Source organism: Pseudomonas sp. GM74 (genome assembly GCF_000282455.1).
GTDB lineage: Bacteria > Pseudomonadota > Gammaproteobacteria > Pseudomonadales > Pseudomonadaceae > Aquipseudomonas.
The window spans coordinates 1-24,168 of sequence record NZ_AKJG01000023.1 but is presented as its reverse complement, the minus strand read 5'-3'; the positions used below and the strand labels follow the sequence as shown (position 1 = coordinate 24,168).

Annotated in this window: 24 protein-coding genes and 1 pseudogene; 6 read left to right on the top strand and 19 right to left on the bottom strand. The window is 60.4% G+C overall.

What is annotated here, in order from left to right; genetic code table 11:
- Both PMI34_RS22570 and PMI34_RS22575 read right to left on the bottom strand, forming a co-directional pair.
- Nucleotides 1-430 (bottom strand): GAD-like domain-containing protein (locus PMI34_RS22570; RefSeq protein ID WP_008047103.1); only part of this gene is annotated, 430 nt, incomplete at its 3' end.
- 11 nt (nt 431-441) lie between these two features.
- The gene (locus PMI34_RS22575; RefSeq protein ID WP_008047101.1) at nt 442-1,776 is read right to left on the bottom strand and encodes a DUF6861 domain-containing protein; all 1,335 of its coding nucleotides are present in this window, start codon (nt 1,774-1,776) and stop codon (nt 442-444) included.
- A 366-nt stretch (nt 1,777-2,142) separates the two neighbouring features.
- Here PMI34_RS22575 and PMI34_RS22580 point away from each other — a divergent pair, with 366 nt between their 5' ends.
- On the top strand, nt 2,143-2,526 hold the full coding sequence (locus PMI34_RS22580) for a hypothetical protein (protein WP_008047099.1): 384 nt from the start codon (nt 2,143-2,145) through the stop codon (nt 2,524-2,526).
- A gap of 97 nt (nt 2,527-2,623) precedes the next feature.
- On the opposite strand, the gene PMI34_RS22585 is transcribed toward PMI34_RS22580, so the two are convergent.
- The 6 genes from PMI34_RS22585 to exbB form a co-directional block, all read right to left on the bottom strand.
- Entirely contained in the window at nt 2,624-4,027 is a 1,404-nt protein-coding gene (locus PMI34_RS22585) for an aminoacyl-tRNA deacylase and HDOD domain-containing protein (protein ID WP_008047097.1), read from the bottom strand.
- Nucleotides 4,028-4,105: 78 nt separating this feature from the next.
- Entirely contained in the window at nt 4,106-6,181 is a 2,076-nt protein-coding gene (gene recG / locus PMI34_RS22590) for an ATP-dependent DNA helicase RecG (RefSeq protein ID WP_008047095.1), read from the bottom strand.
- 9 nt (nt 6,182-6,190) lie between these two features.
- Complete coding sequence (locus PMI34_RS22595) at nt 6,191-7,120, bottom strand: hydrogen peroxide-inducible genes activator (RefSeq protein ID WP_008047093.1); 930 nt, start codon at nt 7,118-7,120, stop codon at nt 6,191-6,193.
- A 171-nt stretch (nt 7,121-7,291) separates the two neighbouring features.
- Nucleotides 7,292-8,041, bottom strand: coding sequence for an energy transducer TonB family protein (locus PMI34_RS22600; protein WP_008047091.1), 750 nt, complete (start codon nt 8,039-8,041; stop codon nt 7,292-7,294).
- Nucleotides 8,038-8,466 (bottom strand): TonB system transport protein ExbD, encoded by a 429-nt coding sequence (gene exbD, locus PMI34_RS22605; RefSeq protein ID WP_007975187.1) that lies wholly within the window; start codon nt 8,464-8,466, stop codon nt 8,038-8,040. Before exbD ends, PMI34_RS22600 begins: the two co-directional genes overlap by 4 nt.
- Nucleotides 8,467-8,472: 6 nt before the next feature.
- Nucleotides 8,473-9,429: a tonB-system energizer ExbB gene (exbB, locus tag PMI34_RS22610; RefSeq protein WP_008047089.1), complete on the bottom strand. Its 957-nt coding sequence runs from the start codon at nt 9,427-9,429 to the stop codon at nt 8,473-8,475.
- Between the two features lie 188 nt (nt 9,430-9,617).
- On the opposite strand from exbB, the gene PMI34_RS22615 reads away from it, so the two are divergent.
- Complete coding sequence (locus tag PMI34_RS22615) at nt 9,618-10,475, top strand: SDR family oxidoreductase (RefSeq protein ID WP_008047088.1); 858 nt, start codon at nt 9,618-9,620, stop codon at nt 10,473-10,475.
- Between the two features lie 129 nt (nt 10,476-10,604).
- On the opposite strand, the gene PMI34_RS22620 is transcribed toward PMI34_RS22615, so the two are convergent.
- The 6 genes from PMI34_RS22620 to PMI34_RS22645 form a co-directional block, all read right to left on the bottom strand.
- A complete protein-coding gene (locus PMI34_RS22620; RefSeq protein ID WP_008047086.1) occupies nt 10,605-11,345 on the bottom strand; it encodes a hypothetical protein in 741 nt (246 codons plus the stop codon).
- A 68-nt stretch (nt 11,346-11,413) separates the two neighbouring features.
- A complete protein-coding gene (locus tag PMI34_RS22625; protein ID WP_003229509.1) occupies nt 11,414-11,794 on the bottom strand; it encodes a RidA family protein in 381 nt (126 codons plus the stop codon).
- Between the two features lie 24 nt (nt 11,795-11,818).
- The gene (gene spoT / locus PMI34_RS22630) at nt 11,819-13,924 is read right to left on the bottom strand and encodes a bifunctional GTP diphosphokinase/guanosine-3',5'-bis pyrophosphate 3'-pyrophosphohydrolase (protein ID WP_008047084.1); all 2,106 of its coding nucleotides are present in this window, start codon (nt 13,922-13,924) and stop codon (nt 11,819-11,821) included.
- Between the two features lie 57 nt (nt 13,925-13,981).
- Nucleotides 13,982-14,245: a DNA-directed RNA polymerase subunit omega gene (rpoZ, locus tag PMI34_RS22635; RefSeq protein WP_007921129.1), complete on the bottom strand. Its 264-nt coding sequence runs from the start codon at nt 14,243-14,245 to the stop codon at nt 13,982-13,984.
- Between the two features lie 167 nt (nt 14,246-14,412).
- A complete protein-coding gene (gene gmk / locus PMI34_RS22640) occupies nt 14,413-15,033 on the bottom strand; it encodes a guanylate kinase (RefSeq protein WP_008047082.1) in 621 nt (206 codons plus the stop codon).
- A 12-nt stretch (nt 15,034-15,045) separates the two neighbouring features.
- A complete protein-coding gene (locus PMI34_RS22645) occupies nt 15,046-15,909 on the bottom strand; it encodes a YicC/YloC family endoribonuclease (RefSeq protein WP_008047081.1) in 864 nt (287 codons plus the stop codon).
- A gap of 268 nt (nt 15,910-16,177) precedes the next feature.
- Here PMI34_RS22645 and rph point away from each other — a divergent pair, with 268 nt between their 5' ends.
- A complete protein-coding gene (gene rph / locus PMI34_RS22650) occupies nt 16,178-16,900 on the top strand; it encodes a ribonuclease PH (RefSeq protein ID WP_007989575.1) in 723 nt (240 codons plus the stop codon).
- Nucleotides 16,901-16,928: 28 nt separating this feature from the next.
- Nucleotides 16,929-17,297, top strand: a complete 369-nt coding sequence (locus PMI34_RS22655; protein WP_008047080.1) for a DUF4870 domain-containing protein — start codon at nt 16,929-16,931, stop codon at nt 17,295-17,297.
- A 114-nt stretch (nt 17,298-17,411) separates the two neighbouring features.
- Here the strand turns inward: PMI34_RS22655 and PMI34_RS22660 are convergent, their stop codons facing one another.
- Nucleotides 17,412-18,191, bottom strand: a complete 780-nt coding sequence (locus PMI34_RS22660) for an exodeoxyribonuclease III (protein WP_003176915.1) — start codon at nt 18,189-18,191, stop codon at nt 17,412-17,414.
- An 80-nt stretch (nt 18,192-18,271) separates the two neighbouring features.
- On the opposite strand from PMI34_RS22660, the gene pyrE reads away from it, so the two are divergent.
- Complete coding sequence (gene pyrE, locus PMI34_RS22665) at nt 18,272-18,916, top strand: orotate phosphoribosyltransferase (RefSeq protein ID WP_008047079.1); 645 nt, start codon at nt 18,272-18,274, stop codon at nt 18,914-18,916.
- Between the two features lie 170 nt (nt 18,917-19,086).
- Here the strand turns inward: pyrE and argB are convergent, their stop codons facing one another.
- From argB to coaBC, 4 genes and pseudogenes are all read right to left on the bottom strand, one after another.
- Complete coding sequence (gene argB, locus PMI34_RS22670) at nt 19,087-19,992, bottom strand: acetylglutamate kinase (protein ID WP_008047078.1); 906 nt, start codon at nt 19,990-19,992, stop codon at nt 19,087-19,089.
- Between the two features lie 17 nt (nt 19,993-20,009).
- A pseudogene (locus tag PMI34_RS22675) lies at nt 20,010-21,386 on the bottom strand (phosphomannomutase/phosphoglucomutase); the annotation flags it as partial.
- 266 nt (nt 21,387-21,652) lie between these two features.
- On the bottom strand, nt 21,653-22,108 hold the full coding sequence (dut, locus tag PMI34_RS22680; protein ID WP_007975171.1) for a dUTP diphosphatase: 456 nt from the start codon (nt 22,106-22,108) through the stop codon (nt 21,653-21,655).
- Nucleotides 22,109-22,113: 5 nt separating this feature from the next.
- Complete coding sequence (gene coaBC / locus PMI34_RS22685) at nt 22,114-23,322, bottom strand: bifunctional phosphopantothenoylcysteine decarboxylase/phosphopantothenate--cysteine ligase CoaBC (RefSeq protein WP_008047074.1); 1,209 nt, start codon at nt 23,320-23,322, stop codon at nt 22,114-22,116.
- Nucleotides 23,323-23,457: 135 nt separating this feature from the next.
- Between coaBC and radC the strand changes: the two genes are divergently transcribed.
- The gene (gene radC / locus PMI34_RS22690; RefSeq protein ID WP_008047071.1) at nt 23,458-24,132 is read left to right on the top strand and encodes a RadC family protein; all 675 of its coding nucleotides are present in this window, start codon (nt 23,458-23,460) and stop codon (nt 24,130-24,132) included.
- The last annotated feature ends 36 nt before the right edge of the window (nt 24,133-24,168 follow it).

Sequence of the window (24,168 nt, the reverse complement as noted above, 5' to 3'; positions counted from 1 at the left end):
CGCCATAATCGTTGGAGTCCACATTCCTGGAAAGCAGAAAACCTTGTAGTTCTCTGTCCATCTCTTCACTCGTAATTTCGAGGTTTTTAATCACAACACGAGAAAGAACACTGGTTATTTTGAGCGAAAATCCCGTTCTTTCGCCCCAAAGGTACAAGTCACCAAATGCGCTACGGGCAATCAGGTGGTAGATGTCAAACGCTTCAAATTCCGTCCCCTCAAGCCAGGATGCTACGACCCCTTCGTATTCCTGAGGATTCACTATCCAAAAAATCCCATCACCGTAACCGCACCAGCCGTGCTCGGCCCAGTACTCCAGCAATTGATTGGGCAGCTTGCCCCTGTAACGTTCGATACTTGAAGCCGGTACTTCCTGACGATCAACGGGTCCACCAAACGTCTCCAGAAAAATCGAAAATATTTCATCCATTACTTTTCTCCTTAACATTTATGAAGTTTGACATTGAGAAATGTGTCGCCGCGTAACTTCGTTGGCACTGTCTCCGCAGCTTTTTTCAAATTCGCAATCTTTGGCCTCCACTGAGGGCCGATGCTGGAGTTGACTTGCCGATCACCGAAGTCCGCAATTATATCTTTGCCGCCCGCGCTCAGATCTGGATTGTGCAGTCCTGCAAGATTTGACATCGTTTCCTTGGCTTTTTTCACGCTCTCTACTCTTGCAGTCTTGGCGCTCATCGTTTGCAAGTAATCCTTTTGAAAACGTTCTTGCAAAGTATCTTGTAAGTCCTTTCGGGCTTGCCTGGCCGCCGCCGGACTACGCTTCACCGGATTGGCAATATTCTCCAGAAACTCATCAACCGTCAGCCGATTCAGCCCGTCCTCTTGCCCCTTCAACTGCCGCTCGAACTCTCCGATTTTAGACGCCGGCATCTTGTCCGCTTTGAAGCATTCGACTTTATGAAGCGGCATGGCGTTCGGTTTGTCACGAGGCGAGTCCTTGTCTTTTCCGGGTGGGCGATTTGCTGGCGGCGCAGGCTCCTGCGGGCTGAGTGCACCTCTGCGCGGCCCTGCGGGTTGCAGGTCTGGTCGTTTTTTCAGTGCATCTTCATGCTTGAGCATCCATTCGCCAAGCCGTGCCCCTTTGGGGCTTGCTCGCATTTCCTGGGCAAGGACGTTTGCATTGCCTCGACCACGGGTGATGTAAGCAACGATGGCGCCCAGCAGCAGGACGACAACCTCCACATGCCCCAGTGCAATGTGATGGGCGGCCCTGTCTTCGGCAAAAGGATCGTCCTGGCTGAACGGATTCAACCCCCTCTCGCCGCGTGCGCCTTCCCATGCGATGGCGATGCCTTGCAGGTAATACTCGCCAATGCGCGGCAAACCCTCGGCGAAAAACTCAGTGATGGACGACAGACCGAGCATTCCCAGTATCCAGGTGCTGACTTGCATTCCCATCATGGCGCCAGCGGCACCCATGGGAATTGCGCCGGCGCCGCCTAATAAAGAGCCAAAACCCGCTCCGATTGCCCCGCCGGTCAACGCACTGCCCGCGACGATCATTGCCATTTGAGCGACGACTTCGATCAGTTCTTTGAGGATGCTGGAGATATCGAGGTCAGAGAAGCGTTGCCTCAGTAAGCGATCTGCCTCCCATTCGGCGCGGTTGAACGCAGACCTGACGCTGTTGATACGACGGATATTGAGAGAGAGGGAGGGCGCGCGTTCGTTGAACTGCGTGCGATAGCTGGCTCCTCCCTGATAACCCATTTCATGGGTTATACGGTTTTCGATTTCTTGCCACGTGGGCACCATGTGCCATAAAACATTCGAGTGTGTCTCCCTGACAGTTCGCCCCCGTTGGTGGGCTGATAATCCCGGCGTTCCTTGTTGAAATACGCTAACAATCTGTTGGAAGTGTTGATATAGGAAGCGTCACCCGCTCGAGTCAGAAACTTCCTCTATTACATATTGTTGCATCGTTGGTTTAGTAAAGACGTGCGTCAATCTTGTACCTGAATCTGTGCGTGGATGCATGACTTTGAGGGTGAATGATCGTGACTTGGTAGTCATCATGCTGAAAATGTAGATGATCTTCTTCTAACGTAACTCGATGGTGGCGTTCTGTTTGTAAGTCGCTACACTGCCCCGGCCGTTCATTTTCCTTCTGAGGCTGTGCGCATGAAATTTCGTTTTCTGCTGTGGATGCTGGGTTTGTTGATGGGTAAGGCCAGCCGGAACAATCCGGCGTTTCAGCAGCAGTTGGGTGACAAGGACCTGGTGTTCCAGCTGCAGACTCTGGACGGGAAAGTGGCACGGCATTTCCGCGTGAAGGACCAGCGCATCACCAGCCAATCGGGTGTGCATGCCGAGCCTGCGTTTGCAATTGCCTTCAAAGACGCCGCGTACGGCTTTGCCACGATGCAGGCGAAGAACAAGCAATTGGCGTTCATGACGGGGATTCAGGACAAGTCGATTCAGATCAAGGGCAACCCGGCGCTGGTGATCTGGTTCCAGGGGCTGACCAAGTATTTGAAGCCGAAGAAGGCCAAGCCCAAGGCTTGAGGTCTTTAAGGTAGACCGAGTGATATTCATCGCGGGCAAGCCCGCTCCCACAGGATTTAAGCGATCCCTGTGGGAGCGGGCTTGCCCGCGATGCTGTTCAGCCTTGAGTAAATTGCGAGGCCAGTTCACGCAGCAGCACTTCAGCTTCCAGCACTTTGCTGACCACGTCTTCGGCCTTGGCGCGGCTCAGGCCGAGGCGTTCGAGCAGTGCGTCCGGGATGCCTTCGTCCGGGCCGGAGCCGATGCCTCGGCTGCGCAGCAGGCGCACCGACAGGCAGACCAGGTTCGGGTATTCGGCGTAGGTGCCGTCGTAGGCCGGGTCGTGCTGGAAGCGCAGGGCGGTGGACAGCTCTTCGGGCATGTCCCAGTAACGCATCAGCCACGAGCCGATCTGTTCACGGCTGATGCCCAGCAGGTGTTGTTCCACGAAACTGTGGCACAGGTGCGGGTTGACCTCCAGGTGGCGGCAGATCAGCGAGAAGTGCGGCGGGAACACATGGGCCAGCAGCAGGTAGCCGAAGTTGTGCAGCAGGCCGGCCAGGTAGGTCAGGCCGGCTTCCGGACGCTGGGCGCGCGGCATGGCGCGGGTCAGGCCTTCGATGACGGCGGCGGTGTAGATTGATTGCTGCCAGTACGGCGTGGTTTGTTGCGGGTGGTCCTTGGGCAGGCTCAGGGTTTTGCCCAAGGCCAGGCCCAGTGCCAGGTTGATCACCAGGTCGAAGCCCAGCACCCGGACGATGGCATCTTCCACCGAGCGGATCTTGCCCGGTGAGGCGTAGTACGGCGACGCCGCCCAGCTCACGACTTGTGCGGCCAGCGCCGGGTCGGTTTCGACCACGCCGGTGATGTCGTCGATGGTGGCGTTGGGGTCGACGCGCAGCTTGATGATTTTTTGCGCGGTTTCGGCCAGTGGCGGAATCTCGATGGTCGCTTCCAGACGCTGCTGTATGCGCCGCGCGGTGAACGCCTGGACGGCCTGGGTGATTTCCTCGCGGTCGTCATCGGGGCGGTCGAGGTTGGGACGGATGCTGGTCAGGTTTTCGCCGAAGTTGGCGGCGCTGGCCTTGGTCAGCATGGTCGCCTTGAAGTCTTCGCTGGTGATTTCCAGCAGCACGCCCGGCTCACCGGAGTTGATCAGCAACTTCGGCTCGCGCAGCAGGCTTTCGTCGTACAGGCACGGTGAACTGCTCAGCGCCGGCAGGCCCGGCAGCAAGCTGAGGTTGTGCTTGCCGAGCATTTTTTTCAGGCGTTCGATGGGTACGGCGGCGAGGCGGCGACCAGTGAGTTCAGTGAGGCGATTGAGGTCCAGCAATTGGCTCTGCGGGAACAGCACCATCAATACGCCTACGCTGTCATCGAGCAGAACGGCCTGCACTTTGCGCGCGGCATTGAGGCCGTGACGGTCAAGCACTTCTTCGTAGGCAATGCCCAACTTGCCCAGCATCAGCCGAATGACCGACGGAGCGTGCGGGGTGTCGGGTGCGAAGGCAACTTCGGTCATGGTTTGTATCCGTACTTAAACAATTGCAGGAGTATAACCAGCTTGCTTGGGACCACGCCTCAGAAACCGTGACGGTTGTCACACTTGGCCGTATTGTTGGCCATGACGCAGCCATCGGTCGAGTAGCGGGCTGACGTGGGTCGGCCAGCGCTCGAGCAATGCCTGGGCGGCATCCCGCACGGCGGGCAGCAAATCGGCATCGCGCATCAGGTCGGCGACCTTGAATTGCAGCAGGCCAGTCTGCCGGGTGCCGAGCATTTCGCCGGGGCCGCGCAGTTCCAGATCCTTTTCGGCGATGACGAAACCATCGTTGGTTTCACGCATGATGCCCAGGCGCTGGCGGCCGATCTGCGACAGCGGCGGATGGTAGAGCAGCACGCAATGGCTGACGGCGCTGCCCCGGCCGACGCGGCCGCGCAACTGGTGCAATTGCGCCAGGCCCAGGCGCTCGGGGTTCTCGATGATCATCAGGCTGGCGTTGGGCACGTCCACGCCCACTTCGATCACCGTGGTCGCGACCAGCAGTTGCAGGTTGCCGGCCTTGAACTCGGCCATCACCGCGGCTTTTTCCGCAGGCTTCATGCGGCCGTGGATCAGTCCCACCTTCAATTCGCCCAGGGCGGCGGTGAGATCTTCGTACGTGGTTTCCGCGGCCTGACAGGTGAGTTCTTCCGACTCTTCAATCAGCGTACACACCCAATAGGCCTGACGCCCTTCGGCGCAAGCGCTGCGCACCCGCTCGATGACTTCGACCCGTCGGGTGTCGGTGATCAGCACGGTGTTGACCGGGGTTCGGCCGGGGGGCAGTTCGTCGAGGATCGAGGTGTCGAGGTCGGCGTAGGCGCTCATGGCCAGCGTGCGCGGAATCGGCGTGGCGGTCATGATCAACTGGTGAGGGCACATGCGCCCGCCGACGCCTTTCTGCCGCAGGGCCAGACGCTGCTGTACGCCGAAACGGTGCTGTTCGTCGATGATCACCAGTGCCAGGTTCTTGAATTGCACTTCGTCCTGGAACAGCGCGTGGGTGCCGACCACCATCGGCGTGTCGTTGGCAATTTGCTCCAGCGCGGCGACGCGGTTCTTGCCCTTGAGCTTGCCGGCCAGCCAGGCGACTTCAATGCCCAGCGGCTCGAGCCAGCGCTTGAAGGTGATGAAGTGCTGCTCGGCGAGAATCTCGGTGGGTGCCATCAGCGCGACCTGATAACCAGCCTCCAGCGCTTGCAGCGCGGCAAGGGCGGCGACCACGGTTTTGCCGGCACCGACGTCACCCTGGATCAGTCGCAGCATCGGTTCGTGTTGGCTGAGGTCGTAGGCGATTTCATTGCCGACCCGCTGCTGGGCACCGGTCGGGCTGAAGCCGAGGTTGGCCAGGTATTTGGCCGGCAGTTGGGTGGCTTTGGCCATCGCGGGCGCACGCAGGGCGCGCATGCTTTCTCGCAGGCGTTGTTGTGACAGTTGATGGGTCAGCAGTTCTTCGAAAGCCAGACGGTGCTGCGCCCAGTGGTGACCGAGGGCCAGTTCATCGACGTCGGCATCGGCGGGCGGGTTATGCAGGTAGCGGATCGCATCGGCCAGCGGTGCCAGTTGGTAGTCGCGGGCCAGTTCGTTCGGCAGCCAGTCGGGCAGGCTGCTGGGTCCGAGCAGGGTAAGGGTCTGCATGCACAACTGGCGCAAGCGTTGTTGGGTCAGGCCTTCGGTGAGCGGGTAGACCGGGGTCAGGGTTTCATCCACTGGCGGCGGTTCGTCGCCAGTGATGGCGCGGTATTCCGGGTGGTAGATCTCCAGCCCCGAAGCGCCGGGCCGCGCCTCGCCGTAGCAGCGAATCCGCGTGCCGCGTTTCAGGCCTTCTTTCTGCGCGTTGCTGAAATGGTAGAACCGCAGGCTCAAGCCCCCGGTACCATCCTGCAACCGGACCACCAGGCTGCGCCGCCGGCCCATGACCACGTCGGCACCGCTGACGGTGCCTTCGATGACCGCATCCTGACCGGGCCGCAGTGCGCCGATCGGCACCACGCGAGTACGGTCCTGATAGCGCAGGGGCAGGTGAAACAATACGTCCTGGAGGTTTTCCAGGCCGACCTTGGCCAGCTTCTCGGCCATGGCTTCACCGACACCCTTGAGTGCCGTCACCGACACTTGCGACAACTCGCTCATGACCGTTGCTTAGCCCGCAGCGACTTGCGCCGCTGGCTTGGCCACCGAGCACAGGCGAATGGAGTCAGCGAGGATTTCAATCGCTTTCGGGCGCGGGAAGCTGGCGCGCCAGGCAATGGCCACGGTGCGGAACGGTACCGGTGCCGACAACGGACGCACCTCGATCACGCCAGGGGCGTAGTGATGGCTGTCGACTGCCGATAGCGGCAGGATCGAAATCCCGAGGCCCGAGGCGACCATGTGGCGAATGGTTTCCAGGGAGCTGGATTCCACTGTGGTGTGCTTGGCGCCGTCGTTGCCTTTGGTCAGGGTCGGACAGGCTTCCAGTACTTGATCGCGGAAGCAGTGGCCTTCGCCGAGCAGCAGCAGGCTCTTGTCGTTGAGCAGGCTGGCGTCGATGGATTCCTTTTGTGTCCACGGGTGCTGCGCCGGCATCAGCACGTAGAACGGCTCGTCGTAGAGTTGTAGGGTCAGCACATCGGCTTCATTGAACGGCAGGGCGATGATGATCGCGTCGAGCTCGCCGTTGCGCAGTTTGTCGCGCAGCACGTGGGTGAAGTTTTCTTCGATGTACAACGGCATCTGCGGGGCGACCCGGTGCAGTTGTGGAATCAGGTGCGGAAACAGGTAAGGCCCGACGGTGTAGATCGCGCCGACCTTGAGTGGGGCGGTCAGTTGGTTCTTGCCGGCCTGGGCCAGTTCGCGAATGCCTTGGGCTTGTTCCAATACCTTTTGGGCCTGGGCCACGATGCCTTCGCCGACAGGCGTCAGGCGCACGGCGCTTTTGCTGCGCTCGAAAATCAGCACACCGAGTTCGTCTTCAAGCTTTTTCACGCCCACCGAAAGGGTCGGCTGGCTGACATGGCAACGCTCGGCCGCGTGGCCGAAGTGCTGCTCTTGGGCGAGGGTAACGATGTAGCGTAATTCTGTGAGAGTCATAGCAAGCGTCCATGTAGTTGCGGGCCAAGCATAACGGCTGCAATCGATAGACGCACGTTATCAGACTGAGAGTGTCGAGTGACACCGGGCAATGCCGGTTTGCCGCTGGCAGATAAGAGAAAGGCACCTTTCGGTGCCTTTTGCTTGGCGCACAAGCCCGCTCCCACATTTTTAGCGACGGCGTTTTTCCAGCGAGTAAACAAAGGGTGCAACGATTTCGATGGAGCCGTTGGTCAGCATGTCGGCCGGTGGTTTGGGCAGCGGTTGAGCGCGGCGGATCATTTCCAGGGTGGCCCGGTCCAGATCGGCAGTGCCCGAGGCGCCTACCAGCTCAAACGACAACACATTGCCTTCGGCATCCACGACGAAACGCAGACGGTTCATGCCTTCCTTGCCCCTCGCCTGGGCACTTGCAGGGTACTTCTTGTACTTCTGCAGGTGTGCCAGCAGCGTGCCTTGCCAGCTGGCCTTGGCCGCCAGTTGAGCCGGCGATGGGCCCGGCGCAGGCTGGGCGGATTTCTCCGTCGGTGCCTGAGTCTGCTGGGTTTCGGCCGGTTTTTCTTCGGCCGGTTTTTCCTTCGGCGGTTCGGGTTTCTTCTCTACCGGCTTGGGCGGCTGCGGCTTGGGCTTTGGCTTGACCGGCTTGGGCACGGCAATTTCAGCTTTCGGGGCTTCGGCGAGCTTGGGGATCGGTAGTTCTTCGACCGGAGCCGGTGGCTGCGGTGGGGTGACGACCTTCGGCGGAGCAGGCGGTGGCGGGGCAGGAACCGGTGCCAGTTCGACCATCATTGCCTGAGGGGGCAATTCGATGGGCGGACGGGTGGACCAGTTCAGCGCCAGCGCGATGGCCAGCGCGTGAACGCCCAGCACCACAGCCAGGCTACCGCTGTAACGCGTCAGCTTATGGCGCGTCGTGATCATTTCTTGGCTGCCGTCTCGAGTCCGACAAGGCCGACCTTCAGGTAACCGGCGGAACGCAGGTTGTCCATCACGCTCATCAGGTCGCCGTAATCCACGCCTTTGTCGGCCTGGAAGAAGATTGTCGTGTCTTTCTTGCCCTGGGTCCTGGCGTCGAGGGTAGCGCCGAGTGCTTCGGCCTTCACCTCGTCTTCACCGAGGAACAGGCGCTGGTCAGCCTTGACGCTGAGGAACACCGGTTTTTCTGGCCGCGGCGCCGGTTTGGCGGTGGAAGCGGGCAGGTCGACCTTGATGTCCACGGTGGCCAGCGGGGCCGCCACCATGAAGATGATCAACAGCACCAGCATCACGTCGATGAACGGCGTGACGTTGATTTCGTGGTTTTCGGACAGATCGTCGTCTGCCCCTTCTTTCAAATGCAGGCCCATGGCCGATTACCCCACTTTCACCATGTGCGGTTGCGAGCTGCGCTCAGGCTGGTGGTCGAGGTCGCGGCTGACCAGCAGCAGGACCTGTGCCGACGCGTCGGACACCTGAGCCTTGTAACCGGCGATGGAGCGGGCAAAGACGTTGTAGATCACGACTGCGGGGATCGCTGCAACCAGGCCCAGCGCGGTAGCCAGCAGGGCTTCGGCGATGCCGGGGGCGACGACGGCGAGGTTGGTGGTCTGGGTCTTGGCGATTCCGATGAAGCTGTTCATGATGCCCCACACGGTACCGAACAGGCCGACGAACGGCGCGGTGGAACCAATGGTGGCCAGTACGCCGGTGCCACTGCTCATGTTGCGACCGCAGGCGGCGACCAGGCGCTCGAGACGGAAGCTGACGCGTTCCTTGATGCCTTCTTTCTCACGGCTGCTGGCCGAGAGGCGCATTTCTTCCAGGGCGTCGTGGACCAACAGGTTGGCGAGCGTGCCTTCCTTGGCCGCGGTAGCGCTGGCTTCTTTCAAGGTGGCAGCTTTTTTCAGGTGGGCGATTTCACCGCGCAGACGACGCTTGGCGCCCATCAGCTCGAAGCCCTTGGCGATCCAGATGGTCCAGGTGATGATCGAAGCGATGGCCAGGCCGATCATCACGATTTTCACGATGATGTCGGCGTTCTGGTACATACCCCACGGCGACAGGTCGTGGGCCATGCCCAGGGTGTTGTCCGCTTCGAGGACTTCAGGGACGTCTTCACCCAGCGTTTCTGCCGGTGCTGCCTGGGCAGGATCGTTCGCGGCCGGAGCAACGGCCGGTGCAGGTGCTGCGGTAGCGGCCGGAGCAGCAGGCGCCTGGGCATCGGCGAAAGCGGCGACTGGGGCGAGCATCAGGCTGAGGAGCAGGGCGGCCACCGCGCTCCAGGCGCGAGGTCGTTTGGTTGGCGAAGCGGAGAATTGATTGCGTGTCATGCTGGCCGGACCTGAGAGAATAAACGTGTGATGTTCTTCCAGGCCTCGAAAGGCCGAGAACAAAAGTGGTCTGCATTATTGCAAGTAATTCTTGTTAACAAAAGTAATAGAGTCTCTTTTTTTCCTGCATTGCTAGCCGCCTGTCTATTGCCGGCGCTAGTCTGTGGCTTTGCGATGGGAGTTTTCTGATGTCTGCGCCTACTGTTTTGATCGCCGGTTGCGGTGATGTTGGCAGCCGCCTGGCCACACAACTGCTGGCGGCGGGGTGGGAGGTCCATGGCCTGCGACGCGACGTTTCACGCCTGCCCAAGGGCGTCATCGGCGTGGCCGGTGACCTGTTCAACAAAGACTGCCCGGCTACCTGGCCCATCGGCGCCGTGGATTACCTGGTGTATTGCGCGGCGGCCACCGATCACGACGAAGCCGGCTACCGAGCGGCCTATGTCCAGGGCCTGGAGCATGTGCTGGAGTGGTTGGACGACTACGGGCAGGTGCCCAATCGCCTGTTGTTCGTTTCCAGCAGCAGTGTTTACGGTCAGCAAAATGGCGAATGGATCGACGAGTCTTCACCAGCCGTGACGACGGGCTATTCCGGACGTGTGATGCTCGAAGCCGAGCAACTTGCCCTTAAAAGCGGCATTCCGGCCAGTGTCGTGCGCCTGACCGGCATTTATGGTCCGGGCCGTGAGTGGCTACTGACTCAGGTCCGTCGGGGGTATCGCGTGGTAACCGATCCGCCGTTGTATGCCAACCGGATTCATGCCGACGATGCCGCTGGGTTGATGGCGTGCCTGCTTGAGGCGGATCGGCGTGGCGTGGCGCTGGATGATGTCTACATCGGCGTCGATGACGCGCCGGCAGCGCTGGCCGATGTGGTGGGCTGGTTGCGTGAGTACCTGGGTGTGACCGAATGGGCCGATGACGACAGCGTGCGCCGCACTGGCAGCAAGCGCTGCAGTAATGCGCGGGCAAAAGCGTTGGGCTGGACGCCGAAGTATCCGAGTTTTCGAGAGGGGTATGCGGCGATCATTGAAGGGCGCTGCTGACTTTACCGATTGCCACAAACCAAATGTGGGAGCGGGCTTGCTCGCGAATGGGGTATGACATTCAACATCTCTGTTGGCTGTTACACCGTTTTCGCGAGCAAGCCCGCTCCCACATGGGTTATGCGCAGGTTACTGCTTCTCGAGCAACCACTTGCGCTCACCCGGGGTGAACGAGGGCATCTCGTCCGCCTGCGCAGTGTTCACGGTCTGGAAAATCTCCAATTCCTTGCCCTTGCGCGCAAAGATCCAGGCGTTGCCCTGGCCATTGAGTTGCAGCCACATGTTGTCATTGCCGCCGCTCATGGAGGCGCAATCGCCGGCCAGGCACAACGCATAGCGATCGCTGCCTGGCAGGCCGGTCACCTGGCCGTCGGCCTGGAATTGAACCGTGTTGCCTTCGCCAGGGCCATTGACGATTGTCCAGCCGCCGCCCATGTAGGCGGAATACAGCGCACGTTCGAAGCTGGCGCCTATCGGTGCGCCATCCGGTACCTGGATCTGTACGCGGTCGAAGACTTGCTCGGGCTCATTGTCGCTGGCGGACTGACTCAGTTGCTTGCCGTCACGCTTGAGCTCACTGGCCGAGCTGCCATAGAAGTCGACTTTCCAGGCGCCGGATTGTTCACCCAGCAGCTTGCCGTCGACATTTTCAAAACCGTTGGTGTAGCGGGCCTGACCGGCCTTGGTGTTGATGTCCCATTCCAGGTTCGGGCCATAGGCCTGGAGCGCTTCACGCAGGGGGACGCCTTTGGCGGCAGCATCGATCGCCACCTGGTTGATCCAGGTGCCGCTGATGTCGCGGTCGGCAGGGTTGCTGGCACATCCGCCCAGGAACAGGGCGAGCAGCGAGAGAGCAAGCGCGTTGCGCATGGGTGGAATCCTTTCAAGCATTCTTTACAGCAGAGCAGTCGGCGCAGCCCGAGGCTGCGCCGCACACATTACTCGATGACCAGGATGGCATCCATTTCAACCTGCGAACCCTTTGGCAGGGCTGCTACGCCGATGGCGGCGCGGGCAGGGTAAGGCTGGTCGAAGTACTTGCCCATGATCTCGTTGACCTTGGCGAAGTGGCTCAGGTCGGTGAGGAAGATGTTCAGCTTGACGATGTCCTTGAACGAACCGCCGGCGGCTTCAGCCACGGCCTTGAGGTTCTCGAACACCTGGACGGTCTGGGCTTCGAAGCCTTCAACCAGTTCCATGGTTTTTGGGTCCAGGGGAATCTGGCCCGACATGTAAACGGTGTTGCCAGCCTTGATCGCCTGGGAGTAAGTGCCGATGGCGGCCGGGGCCTTGTCGCTGGTGATAACAGTCTTGGTCATGTAGGACTCCTTGTAATTAGGGACTTAGGCGCGCATGCGGGTGATGCGAATCACCCCGGTCAAGGCGCGCAGTTTCTTGATCACTCGGGCCAGGTGCACGCGGTCGTGCACGCTGACCACCAACTGGACCACGCTGATGCGACCATCGCGTTCGTCCATGCTGATTTTCTCGATGTTGCCATCGGCGGCATTGACACTGCTGGCCAGCAGGGCGATCAGCCCGCGCTGGTGTTCCAGCTCGACGCGCAGCTCGACGTTGAATTCGCCGGTGACATCCTTGGCCCACGAGAGCTGGATGCACTTTTCCGGGTTGTGGCGGATTTCGCTGATGTTGCGGCAGTTGTCCAGGTGCACGACCATGCCTTTGCCCGCAGACAAGTGGCCGACAATCGGGTCGCCCGGGATTGGCGTACAGCACTTGGCATAGCTGAGCACCAGGCCTTCGGTGCCGCGAATCGCCAGCGGGCCTTCCGGACTTGGCAACTGTTCGCCTTCGCCCAGCAACCGGCGGGCCACCACATAGGCCATGCGATTGCCCAGGCCGATATCTTCCAGCAGGTCTTCGATCAGTTCCAGGCGGTACTCGACGAGCATCGCTTTGACGCGTTCGGCCGGGATTTTTTCCAGCGAGCTGTCGAAACCGTTGAGGACCTTGTTCAGCAGGCGTTCGCCGAGGCTGATGGATTCGGAACGGCGTTGCAGCTTCAGGGCGTGGCGAATGTGTGTGCGCGCCTTGCCGGTGACCACGAAGTTGAGCCAGGCCGGGTTCGGCCGCGCGCCGGGAGCGCTGACGATCTCGACCGTGGAGCCGCTTTGCAGCGGTTCGGACAGCGGTGCGAGACGACGATTGATCCGGCAGGCAATGCAGCTATTGCCCACGTCGGTGTGAACCGCGTAAGCGAAGTCGACTGCAGTGGAGCCCTTGGGCAGCTCCATGATCCGGCCTTTGGGTGTGAACACGTAGACCTCGTCCGGGAACAGGTCGATCTTCACGCTTTCGATGAATTCCAGCGAGTTACCGGCACGTTGCTGCATTTCGAGTACGCCCTTGACCCACTGACGGGCGCGGGCGTGAGTGCCTTTTGGTTGCTCGTCGCCGCTGGATTTGTACAGCCAATGGGCGGCAATGCCGTTGTTGGCCATCTCTTCCATTTCACGGGTGCGGATCTGGATCTCGATCGGAACACCGTGCATGCCGAACAGCGTGGTGTGCAGCGACTGATAACCGTTGGCCTTGGGGATCGCGATGTAATCCTTGAAGCGCCCCGGCAATGGTTTATACAAGTTATGTACGGCACCCAGCACGCGGTAGCAGGTATCGACCTTGTCGACGATGATCCGGAACGCGTAGACGTCCATGATCTCGTTGAAGGCCCGACGCTTGCCGCGCATTTTCTTGTAGATGCCGTAGAGGTGTTTCTGGCGACCGCTGACCTCGCCCTGGATGCCGTCGATGGCCAGGCAGTGGCTGAGGGATTCTTCGATCTTGTTGACGATTTCCTTGCGGTTGCCACGGGCGCGCTTGACGGCCTGGTAGATCCGCGCGGAGCGCATCGGGTGCATGGCCTTGAAACCGAGGTCTTCGAATTCTATGCGGATGGCGTGCATGCCCAGCCGGTTGGCGATGGGCGCATAGATTTCCAGGGTTTCCTTGGCGATGCGTCGGCGTTTTTCACCAGACAGCACTTCCAGCGTGCGCATGTTGTGCAGGCGGTCGGCAAGCTTGACCAGGATCACGCGAATGTCGCGAGCCATGGCCATGGCCATTTTCTGGAAGTTTTCGGCTTGGGCTTCGGCCTTGGTCTCGAAGTTCATCTGGGTCAGTTTGCTGACCCCGTCGACCAGTTCGGCCACGGTTTCGCCGAACTGCGCTTGCAGCGCTTCCTTGGCAATACCGGTGTCTTCGATCACGTCATGCAGCATTGCGGCCATCAGGCTCTGATGGTCCATGTGCATGTCGGCAAGAATATTCGCAACCGCGAGTGGGTGCGTGACGTACGCCTCGCCGCTACGGCGGCGTTGGCCGTCGTGGGCTTGTTCGGCGTAGAAATACGCTCGGCGGACCAGATTGACCTGGTCCTTGCCGAGGTAGGTCGATAAGCGATCGGCGAGGGCGTCTATGCTCGGCATGATGTCTCCTGCCGTAAGCTTTTATCCCGCGCCGTGCTACGTCGACCAGGCATAGGCTTAGACGGCCTCGTTGGACTCGTCCTCGAATGCAGCAAAAAGCGGTTCATCTTCAACGATTTCGGCTTCGGCGATAGCTGCGTAGTCGATCAGGCCTTCAGCGATTTCACGCAGGGCGACGACGGTAGGCTTGTCGTTTTCCCATGCTACTTTCGGCTCTTTGCCGCCGGTGGCCAGTTGACGGGCACGCTTGGTAGAGAGCATGACCAGCTCAAAGCGGTTATCCACGTGTTCTAGGCAGTCTTCAACGGTTACGCGGGCCATGGTCTTCCTCGTAGCAAATGCAATATGCGCGCTGCCCGGATGGGCGAGCGGACTCGACAGTTTAAAAAATCACCAGCGTTTAGGGAAGCGCTGATTTTTTGATCAAGCCCTTCAACGCGCTACAAGTGCCAATGTAAAGCCCTTGCAGCGGTTTTGGGAAGAGCTGATTAACCGAGCAATTCAGCCAGTAATTTGCCGTGGCGCTGCTGCTGACGCTTCTGGATCAGCTGATTGGCGCGGAAAATCGCCTTCAGATCGTGCAGCGCGTGGGCGAAATCGTCGTTGATGATCAGGTAGTCGTAGTCGACGTAGTGGCTCATTTCGCTGACGGCTTCGCGCATCCGGCCATCAATGACTTCGTCACTGTCCTGGCCGCGATTGGTCAGGCGCTGGTGCAGGGCCTGCAATGACGGCGGCAGAATGAAGATCGAACGGGCCTGAGGCATCAGCTTGCGCACTTGCTCGGCACCTTGCCAGTCGATTTCCAGAATCAGGTCGTGGCCTTCGTCCAGGGTCTGCTGCAGGTGGCTTTGCGAAGTGCCGTAGAGATTGCCGAACACTTCGGCGCGCTCGAGGAAATCCCCGTGTTCGATCATCTTCACGAACTGTTCGCGCGCGACGAAGTTGTAGTTCACGCCATCCACTTCGCCCGGGCGCATGGCGCGGGTGGTATGGGAGACCGAGACGCGGACCTCCGGATTGGCGTCGGTCAGGGCCTTGACCAGACTGCTCTTGCCCGCGCCCGAAGGGGCGGAAATGATGTACAGGGTGCCGGTGCTGTGGGTCATGTCGGGATAGCCTTACTCAATATTCTGCACTTGTTCGCGCATCTGCTCGATCAACACCTTGAGGTTGACCGCAGCCTGGGTGCTGCGCGGGTCGAAGGCTTTGGAGCCCAGTGTATTGGCTTCGCGGTTGAGTTCCTGCATCAGGAAGTCCAGGCGCCGACCGGCGGCACCGCCGGATTTGAGCACCCGGCGAACTTCGATGATGTGAGTGCTCAGGCGATCCAGTTCTTCGGCGACGTCGCTTTTTTGCGCGAGCATGACCATTTCCTGCTCCAGGCGCTGCGGGTCCATCTCGGCCTTCATGTCTGCGAAGCGGTCGAGGACTTTCTGGCGCTGGGTGGCGAGCATTTGCGGGACCAGTTCGCGCAAGGTCACCACGTCTTCTTCGATGGAGCTCAGGCGCTCATTGATCAGCCGCGCCAGTTCGGCGCCTTCGCGCTCGCGGCCGGCTTTCAGTTCTTTGAGGCCTTGGTTGAACAGGGCCAGCGCTTCGGCGTTCAAGGCTTGCGGGTCGGTGGCGTCGCCTACCAGTACGCCGGGCCAGGCCAGGACTTCCAGCGGGTTCAGCGCTGCCGGGTTCTTGATCAGGCTGGCGATGGTTTCGGCGGCGGCGACCAGTTGCGCGGCGCGCTCCTGATCGATTTGCAGCGCCTTGCCGGTGTTTTCTTCGGTGAAGCGCAGGGTGCATTCAAGCTTGCCCCGCGATACTCCCTGGCGCAGGGCTTCACGAACAGCACCCTCGAGGTCGCGAAAGGACTCCGGCAGGCGCAGGTGGGGTTCCAGGTAGCGGCTGTTGACCGAGCGCAGTTCCCAGCTCAGGGTGCCCTGGACGCCGGCTTTCTCGACGCGGGCGAAGGCGGTCATGCTGTGCACCATGGAGGTACCTCGCAAGGCAGATCGGCACAGAACCGAGGTTCCGGGAGTCCGATATCAATGAATTAAAGCCGACTGGCAGCAAAGGCGCAGGATTGTAGCGCAGTGGCGCGGATGCGCCCAAACACACGGTGTGACAAAACGCGGCAGGCCTGCATCGACGCGCGGTACAGAGCCCTCGGTCGTCGGCGGAATTTTTTAGAAGTGCCCAGTGGCGGCGGGCGGCTCTATAATGCTCCGCAGTTTTCCGTCCCCAGTACAGGTACTCCCTATGATACGTCCAAGTGGTCGCGCTGCCGATCAGCTCCGCTCGATCCGCATCACCCGCAACTACACCAAACACGCCGAGGGTTCTGTGCTGGTCGAGTTCGGCGATACCAAGGTCATCTGCACTGTCAGCGTTGAACCGGGCGTACCGCGTTTCCTGAAAGGCCAGGGCCAGGGTTGGCTGACCGCCGAGTACGGCATGCTGCCGCGCGCTACCGGCGAGCGTAACCAGCGTGAAGCCAGCCGTGGCAAACAAGGCGGCCGCACCCTGGAAATCCAGCGTCTGATCGGTCGCTCCCTGCGCGCTGCGCTGGATATGTCCAAGCTCGGTGACGTCACCCTGTACGTCGACTGCGACGTGATCCAGGCTGACGGTGGCACCCGCACCGCGTCGATCACCGGCTCCATGGTTGCACTGATCGATGCCTTGAAAGTCATCAAGAAGCGTGGCGGCCTGAAGGGCGGTGACCCGGTCAAGCAGATGATCGCTGCCGTTTCCGTGGGCATGTACAAAGGTGAGCCTGTGCTCGACCTCGACTACCTGGAAGACTCGGCCGCCGAGACTGACCTGAACGTGGTGATGACCAGCGCTGGCGGCTTCATCGAAGTCCAGGGCACTGCCGAAGGCGCGCCGTTCCAGCCTGAAGAGCTGAACGCGATGCTCGAGCTGGCCAAGAAAGGCATGAACGAGATCTTCGAACTGCAAAAGGCCGCACTGGCTGACTGACCGGACTGCTCCAGACAAGGAGGACACCATGAGTGACGAGCAACTGCCGCTGCCCACGCCGAGCCAGGAGGTGCGCCAGTGGGCCATGTTTTGCCACTTGTCCGCCTTGCTGGGGATCTGGATTCCGTTCGGCACGATCATCGGCCCGCTGATTCTCTGGCAGATGAAGCGCGAGATGGACCCGTTCATCGATGCCCAGGGCAAGGAAGCACTGAACTTTCAGTTAACCGTGGCGATCGCCTCGGCTATCTGTTTCCTGCTGATGGTGGTGATAATCGGGTTCTTCCTGTTTGGTCTGGTCGCGATCGGTGCGCTGGTGCTGACGATCATTGCCGGGGTGAAGGCCAATGAAGGGCAGCCATATCGATATCCGTTCACCTGGCGGTTGATCAAATAACGATCAACGAAGATCCCTGTAGGAGCGAGCAAGCTCGCTCCTACAGAAATGCAAATCGTCACCCACAAAAAAGCCGACCCTGAAGTCGGCTTTTTTGTGTCTGCGAAACGACGCTTAAATGGTCAGCGTCCAGTCGTAGTCCACGATCAGTGGCGCGTGTTGCGAGAACCGCGGCTGGCGTGGCAGGCGTGCGCTGCGTACAAAGCGGCGAAGGCCAGGGGTCAGCAACTGATAGTCGAAGCGCCAACCGAGGTTGAGCATCTCCGCCTGTTCGTTGTCCGGCCACCAGCTGTACTGGTCGCCTTCACGGCTGACTTCACGCAGGGCGTCGACATAGCCCATGTTGCCGACAATCTCGTCCATCCAGGCGCGTTCAGGTGCCAGGAAGCCCGGAGATTGCTGGCTGTCACGCCAGTTCTTGATATCCAGCTTCTGTTGCGCCACGTACAGCGAGCCACAATAAATGTACTCGCGGCGTTTGCGTCGCTGTTTATCCAGATAACGGGCGAAGTCGTCCATTAGCTTGAACTTCTGGTTCAAGTCTTCATCGCCGTTCTGCCCTGAAGGGAGCAGCAAGGTCGCGATGCTGACCTTGTCGAAATCGGCTTGCAGGTAGCGCCCGTAGCGGTCGGCCGTCTCGAAACCGAGACCGCTGATGACAGCCTTCGGTTGCAGCCGCGAATACAAAGCCACGCCACCTTGGGCGGGAACTTCGGCATCGCAGGCATAAAGGAAGTATCCATCCAGTTGGAAGGCTGGATCGTCCAGTTCAAAGGCGGAGGCGCGGGTGTCCTGCAGGCAGATGACGTCGGCATTCTGTGCCTGCAGCCAACTGAGCAAACCACGCTCGACTGCAGCCTGAATACCATTGACGTTCACACTGATGATCCGCATAAATGGCCCCAAAAATCGCGTGCGTGTATGATACACGGCGTCAAGCTAATTAGCTAAATCCGTGGTATTTGGGGTTTTTCATGCAAGCGTATCAGCGCGATTTCATCCGTTTTGCCATCGATCGCGGCGTTTTGCGCTTCGGTGAGTTCACCCTGAAGTCCGGGCGCACCAGTCCATACTTCTTCAATGCAGGCCTGTTCAACTCGGGTTCGGCCCTGGCGCAGCTTGGACGCTTCTACGCCGCTGCCATTGCCGAGAGTGGCATTGCCTTCGACGTGCTGTTTGGCCCGGCCTACAAGGGCATCCCGTTGGCGGCGACCACCGCCGTGGCCCTGGCCGAGCATCACAACCGTGACCTGCCATGGTGCTTCAACCGCAAGGAAGCCAAGGCCCACGGCGAAGGCGGCAGCCTGGTTGGCGCACCCCTGACCGGCGACGTTCTGATCATCGACGATGTGATCACCGCTGGCACCGCGATCCGTGAAGTGATGCAGATCATCGCCTCCCAGGACGGCGCCAAGGCTGCCGGCGTGCTGATCGCCCTGAACCGTCAGGAGCGTGGCAATGGTGAGTTGTCGGCGATCCAGGAAGTCGAGCGTGACTTCGGCATCCCGGTCATCAGCATCGTTTCGCTGAACCAGGTGCTGGAATTCCTGGCGGACGATCCGCAGCTCAAGCAGCATCTGCCGGCCGTGGAAGCCTACCGCGCGCAGTTCGGCGTCTGACTACAAATCCCTGTGGGAGCGGGCTTGCCCGCGATGACGTAGTGTCAGTCGACAGAGATGTTGGCTGATAGATTGCTATCGCGGGCAAGCCCGCTCCCACAGGTTTGTCGCTAAATGAGAAAGACCCCGCTCAGCCAGGCCGAGCGGGGTCTTTTAGTTTGCGTTATCGCTTAAGGACGCTTGCGATTGCTGATCAGGGTGCCCACGCCGGTATCGGTGAAGATTTCCAGCAGGATTGCATTCGGCACGCGACCGTCGATGATCAGCGAGCTGCCCACGCCGCCCTGGACCGCTTCCAGTGCGCAACGGATCTTCGGCAGCATGCCGCCGTAGATGGTGCCGTCGGCGATCAGGTCGTCGACTTGCTGGGTTGTCAGGCCGGTCAGGACCGTGCCCGACTTGTCCATCAGGCCGGCGATGTTGGTCAGCAGCATCAGCTTCTCGGCTTTCAGTGCTTCGGCGACTTTGCCGGCCACCAGGTCCGCGTTGATGTTGTACGACTCGCCGTTGGCACCGACGCCGATGGGCGCGATCACCGGGATGAAATCACCCTTGACCAACAGGTTCAGCAGGTCGGTATTGATGCCGACCACTTCGCCAACGTGACCGATGTCGATGATTTCCGGGGTGGTCATTTCCGGGGTCTGGCGGGTAACGGTGAGCTTCTTCGCGCGAATCAGCTCGGCATCTTTACCGGTCAGGCCGATGGCGCTGCCGCCGTGACGGTTGATCAGGTTGACGATGTCCTTGTTGACCTGGCCGCCAAGGACCATTTCCACCACGTCCATGGTCGCCGCGTCGGTGACGCGCATGCCGTCGACGAAATGGCTTTCGATCGACAGGCGCTTGAGCAGGTCACCGATTTGCGGGCCGCCACCGTGAACCACCACCGGGTTGATGCCCACGGCCTTCATCAGCACGATGTCGCGGGCGAAGCCGGTTTTCAGCTCCTCGCTTTCCATCGCGTTGCCGCCGTATTTGATCACCAGTGTCTTGCCGACATAACGGCGGATGTAAGGCAACGCTTCGGACAGGACCTTGGCGGTGTTGGCGGCGGCTTCGCGTTCGAGGGTCATTCAGGGCTCCGGGTGAATCAGAACGGTAGTTGGAGATCAGGTGCAACACGCTTCAACTGGACTTTGAATACGTCCTTGATGCGCTGCAATTCAGCCTCGTCATCGGCCTCGAAACGCAGCACCAGCACCGGTGTGGTGTTGGAGGCGCGTACCAGGCCCCAGCCTTTGGCATAGTCGACTCGCACGCCGTCAATGGTGGTCAGGTCAGCGCCTTCGCCCCACTGCGCATCGTGCAATGCATCAATGATGCTGAATTTGCTCTCTTCGGTCACATGGATATTGATTTCCGGCGTAGAAATATCGTTCGGGAAGGTCGCGAACAACTCTTCGGCCGATGATTTTTCCTTGCTGAGGATCTCCAGCAACCGCGCGGCGCTGTAGATGCCGTCGTCGAAACCGAACCAGCGCTCCTTGAAGAAGATGTGCCCGCTCATTTCGCCAGCCAACAGGGCGCCGGATTGTTTCATTTTCTTTTTGATCAACGAGTGACCGGTCTTCCACATTAGCGACCGGCCACCGTACTCCTTGATCAGCGGAATCAGGCGACGGGTGCATTTGACGTCGAAGATGATCTCGGCGCCCGGGTTGCGCGCCACGACGTCGCGGGCGAACAGCATCAGCAGACGGTCCGGGTAGACGATGCTGCCGGTGTTGGTCACCACGCCGACGCGGTCGCCATCGCCGTCGAAAGCCAGGCCGATGTCAGCGTTGGTTTCCTTGACCTTGGCGATCAGGTCCACGAGGTTTTCAGGCTTGCCCGGGTCCGGGTGGTGATTCGGGAAGTTGCCGTCCACTTCGCAGAACAGCGGGATGACTTCGCAGTTCAGCGCTTCGATCAGTTGCGGGGCGATCACGCCGGCCGCACCGTTGCCGCAGTCAACGACCACTTTCAGGCGACGGGCCAACTTGATGTCCTGGACGATTTCGGTGGTGTAGCGGTCGAGGATCTCGACTTGGGTGATGCTGCCCTGGCCGCTGCTAAGGTTATTGGTTTTGAGGCGGTCGTGCAGGGCCTGGATCTGTTCGTTGGCCAGGGTGTCGCCGGCTATGACGATCTTGAAGCCGTTGTAGTTCGACGGGTTGTGGCTGCCGGTGAGCATCACGCCGGATTTGCCGGCCAGTACGTTGGCGGCGTAGTAGAGCGCCGGAGTCGGGACCAGGCCGACATCACTGACATGGCAGCCGCTGTCGGCGATGCCTTTGATCAGTTGCGCGACCAGTTCTGGGCCGGAAAGGCGACCATCGCGACCGACGGACACGTTTGGCTCGCCCTGGGCCAGGCTTTGGGAGCCGACTGCGCGGCCGATCCAGTAAGCGGTTTCGGCGTTCAGGAATTCCGGGACTGTGCCGCGGATGTCGTAGGCGCGGAAGATGCTGTCAGGGAACTTGGGTGCGACTTTGGCCGGGGTGTTCATCTGTGGAAATGCTCCATCTCGAAAGTGGCTGGACAGGCCGCCGATTCTTTCGGCAGCAGGTTCAAACTGAAGGGTATGACGGCGTTTTCCGCAGAGAGTTCGTGCTGTGAAAGGGCCATGATGCCCGTGACGGCAAGGGCTTGGCCGGGCAATGCCTTGATTTTCGGAGCTAAACCTTGCAGATGACAATTTGAATTTTGTGGCGAGGGAGTCAGATCCCTCGCCACAAGAACAGCGTTACCGGATCAGCGGGTACCGGTATGGCCGAAACCGCCAGTGCCGCGCTCGGTTTCAACAAACTCTTCAACCATCTCGAAGTGAGCCTGCACCACCGGCACCAGCACCAGTTGCGCCAGGCGCTCGCCAACCGGCATGGTGAATTCGGTCTGGCCACGGTTCCAGCAGGAAACCATCAATGGGCCTTGGTAGTCGGAGTCGATCAGCCCCACCAGGTTGCCCAGCACGATGCCATGCTTATGGCCCATCCCTGAGCGCGGCAGAATCAGCGCCGCCAGGTTCGGGTCGCCGATATAGACCGACAGACCGGTGGGGATCAGCACGGTTTCACCCGGCTTGATCACGGTGTCCTGTTCCAGCATGGCGCGCAGGTCGAGGCCGGCGGAGCCCGGTGTGGCGTATTGCGGCAGCGGGAATTCGGTACCGATGCGGGGGTCGAGGATCTTGGCTTGCAAAGCGTGCATGTAAATTAAACCTGGTTCAGACGTTCGGCGATAAAGGTGATCAGCTGGCGAGCAATCTTGCTCTTGCTGGTCTGGGCGAAGAGTGTGGCGTGAAGCTCGCGATCAATGACGCTGCAAGCGTTTTCTTCGCTGTTGAAGCCAATGCTCGGGTTGGCGACGTCGTTGGCGACGATCAGATCGAGGTTCTTGTCTTTCAACTTGCGTGCAGCGTAATCGAGCAGGTGTTCGGTCTCGGCGGCGAAACCGACACTGAACGGGCGGTCGGGGCGGGTGGCGATGGTGGCCAGGATGTCCGGGTTACGCACCATCTGTAGCAACAAGCCGTCGCCGTTCGTAGGATCTTTCTTGAGTTTCTGCGGGGCGACGACTTCCGGACGGTAATCTGCGACCGCTGCCGAGGCGATGAACAGGTCGCAAGGGATCGCCGCTTCACACGCGGCGAGCATGTCGCGGGCGCTGACCACGTCGATACGGGTGACTCGATCCGGAGTCGGCAGGTGCACGGGGCCGGTGATCAGGGTCACACGGGCACCGGCCTCCACAGCGGCTTCGGCCAAGGCGAAGCCCATTTTTCCGGAACTGTGGTTGGTGATGTAGCGCACCGGGTCGATGTTTTCCTGGGTCGGGCCGGCGGTGATCAGCACGTGTTTGCCGGTCAGTGCCTGACGCTGGAAGCAGTCGGCGGCGCACTGGGCCAGTTCAAGGGCTTCGAGCATGCGCCCCAGGCCGACGTCGCCGCAGGCCTGGCTGCCGGAGGCCGGGCCGAAGACCTTGATGTCGCGGCTTTCGAGGGTTTGCAGGTTGGCCTGGGTCGCCGGATCGCGCCACATCGCCTGGTTCATTGCCGGTGCAACGGCGACCACTGCGTCGGTGGCCAGCACCAGTGTGGTCAGCAAATCATCGGCAATGCCATGGGCAAGGCGGGCGATCAGGTCCGCCGTGGCGGGGGCGATCAGCACCAGGTCGGCCCATTTGGCCAGTTCGATGTGGCCCATGGCCGCTTCGGCCGCCGGGTCCAGCAGGTCCAGGTGGACCGGGTGCCCGGACAGGGCCTGCATGGTCAGCGGGGTGATGAACTCTGCGCCGCCACGGGTCATGACCACGCGTACTTCGGCGCCCTGGTCGATCAGACGGCGAACCAGGTCGGCGCTCTTGTAGGCAGCGATACCGCCGCCGACGCCCAGAACAATGCGTTTCCGATACAGCCGCTGCATAGGCCTGCCTTTCAATTCGTTGGTGACATACGTGGCGAAACCCCCTCCCCAGGGTGAATCCGCCCGCAAAAAAGATGGGCTACGATATCACAGCGACCGCTACGGAACAGCGGTGCCCACAGACAGGGAGGTGCTATGAGTATTCGCGATTGGCCGGCGACGGAACGGCCGCGGGAGAGGTTGCTTGAACAGGGCGCGGGAAGCCTTTCAGACGCCGAACTGCTGGCGATCTTTTTACGTACGGGCGTGGTGGGTAAAAGTGCAGTAGATCTGGCGCGACACCTGTTGAATCAGTTTGGCAGCCTGCGTTTGCTGCTTGAGGCCGATCAGGAAGCGTTCAGCAAGCAACTGGGGCTTGGGCCGGCGAAATTTGCACAGTTACAGGCTGCGCAAGAAATGAGCAGGCGCCATCTGGGCGAGCGAGCGCGCCAAAAAACGGCACTGGAGAATCCGCACGCGGTTCGTGAGTACCTGAAATCGATGCTGCGCCACGAGCCGCACGAGGTGTTTGGGTGTCTGTTTCTCGATTCCAGGCATCAGGTACTGGCGTTCGAGACGCTGTTCCGCGGCTCCATCGACAACACCAGCGTTCATCCGCGAGAGGTGGTCAAGCGCGCCCTGGCCAACAATGCAGCGGCATTGATCCTCTGCCACAACCATCCTTCGGGCAACGCCGACCCCAGTCAGTCCGACCGGGTGCTGACCAAGCGCCTGCAAAAGGCGCTGGAGTTGATTGACGTGCGGGTGCTTGACCATTTCATCATCGGCGACGGCGATCCGTTGTCGATGGCGGAGTATGGGTGGATGTAGGGACTGTGGAAGCGAAACCCATGTGGGAGCGGGCTT

Coding starts and splice junctions, on each gene's coding strand:
- PMI34_RS22575 (WP_008047101.1), bottom strand. CDS start 1,776: ATGGTGCCCACGTGGCAAGAAATCGAAAACCGTATAACCCATGAAATG.
- PMI34_RS22580 (WP_008047099.1), top strand. CDS start 2,143: ATGAAATTTCGTTTTCTGCTGTGGATGCTGGGTTTGTTGATGGGTAAG.
- PMI34_RS22585 (WP_008047097.1), bottom strand. CDS start 4,027: ATGACCGAAGTTGCCTTCGCACCCGACACCCCGCACGCTCCGTCGGTC.
- recG (WP_008047095.1), bottom strand. CDS start 6,181: ATGAGCGAGTTGTCGCAAGTGTCGGTGACGGCACTCAAGGGTGTCGGT.
- PMI34_RS22595 (WP_008047093.1), bottom strand. CDS start 7,120: ATGACTCTCACAGAATTACGCTACATCGTTACCCTCGCCCAAGAGCAG.
- PMI34_RS22600 (WP_008047091.1), bottom strand. CDS start 8,041: ATGATCACGACGCGCCATAAGCTGACGCGTTACAGCGGTAGCCTGGCT.
- exbD (WP_007975187.1), bottom strand. CDS start 8,466: ATGGGCCTGCATTTGAAAGAAGGGGCAGACGACGATCTGTCCGAAAAC.
- exbB (WP_008047089.1), bottom strand. CDS start 9,429: ATGACACGCAATCAATTCTCCGCTTCGCCAACCAAACGACCTCGCGCC.
- PMI34_RS22615 (WP_008047088.1), top strand. CDS start 9,618: ATGTCTGCGCCTACTGTTTTGATCGCCGGTTGCGGTGATGTTGGCAGC.
- PMI34_RS22620 (WP_008047086.1), bottom strand. CDS start 11,345: ATGCGCAACGCGCTTGCTCTCTCGCTGCTCGCCCTGTTCCTGGGCGGA.
- PMI34_RS22625 (WP_003229509.1), bottom strand. CDS start 11,794: ATGACCAAGACTGTTATCACCAGCGACAAGGCCCCGGCCGCCATCGGC.
- spoT (WP_008047084.1), bottom strand. CDS start 13,924: ATGCCGAGCATAGACGCCCTCGCCGATCGCTTATCGACCTACCTCGGC.
- rpoZ (WP_007921129.1), bottom strand. CDS start 14,245: ATGGCCCGCGTAACCGTTGAAGACTGCCTAGAACACGTGGATAACCGC.
- gmk (WP_008047082.1), bottom strand. CDS start 15,033: ATGACCCACAGCACCGGCACCCTGTACATCATTTCCGCCCCTTCGGGC.
- PMI34_RS22645 (WP_008047081.1), bottom strand. CDS start 15,909: ATGGTGCACAGCATGACCGCCTTCGCCCGCGTCGAGAAAGCCGGCGTC.
- rph (WP_007989575.1), top strand. CDS start 16,178: ATGATACGTCCAAGTGGTCGCGCTGCCGATCAGCTCCGCTCGATCCGC.
- PMI34_RS22655 (WP_008047080.1), top strand. CDS start 16,929: ATGAGTGACGAGCAACTGCCGCTGCCCACGCCGAGCCAGGAGGTGCGC.
- PMI34_RS22660 (WP_003176915.1), bottom strand. CDS start 18,191: ATGCGGATCATCAGTGTGAACGTCAATGGTATTCAGGCTGCAGTCGAG.
- pyrE (WP_008047079.1), top strand. CDS start 18,272: ATGCAAGCGTATCAGCGCGATTTCATCCGTTTTGCCATCGATCGCGGC.
- argB (WP_008047078.1), bottom strand. CDS start 19,992: ATGACCCTCGAACGCGAAGCCGCCGCCAACACCGCCAAGGTCCTGTCC.
- dut (WP_007975171.1), bottom strand. CDS start 22,108: ATGCACGCTTTGCAAGCCAAGATCCTCGACCCCCGCATCGGTACCGAA.
- coaBC (WP_008047074.1), bottom strand. CDS start 23,322: ATGCAGCGGCTGTATCGGAAACGCATTGTTCTGGGCGTCGGCGGCGGT.
- radC (WP_008047071.1), top strand. CDS start 23,458: ATGAGTATTCGCGATTGGCCGGCGACGGAACGGCCGCGGGAGAGGTTG.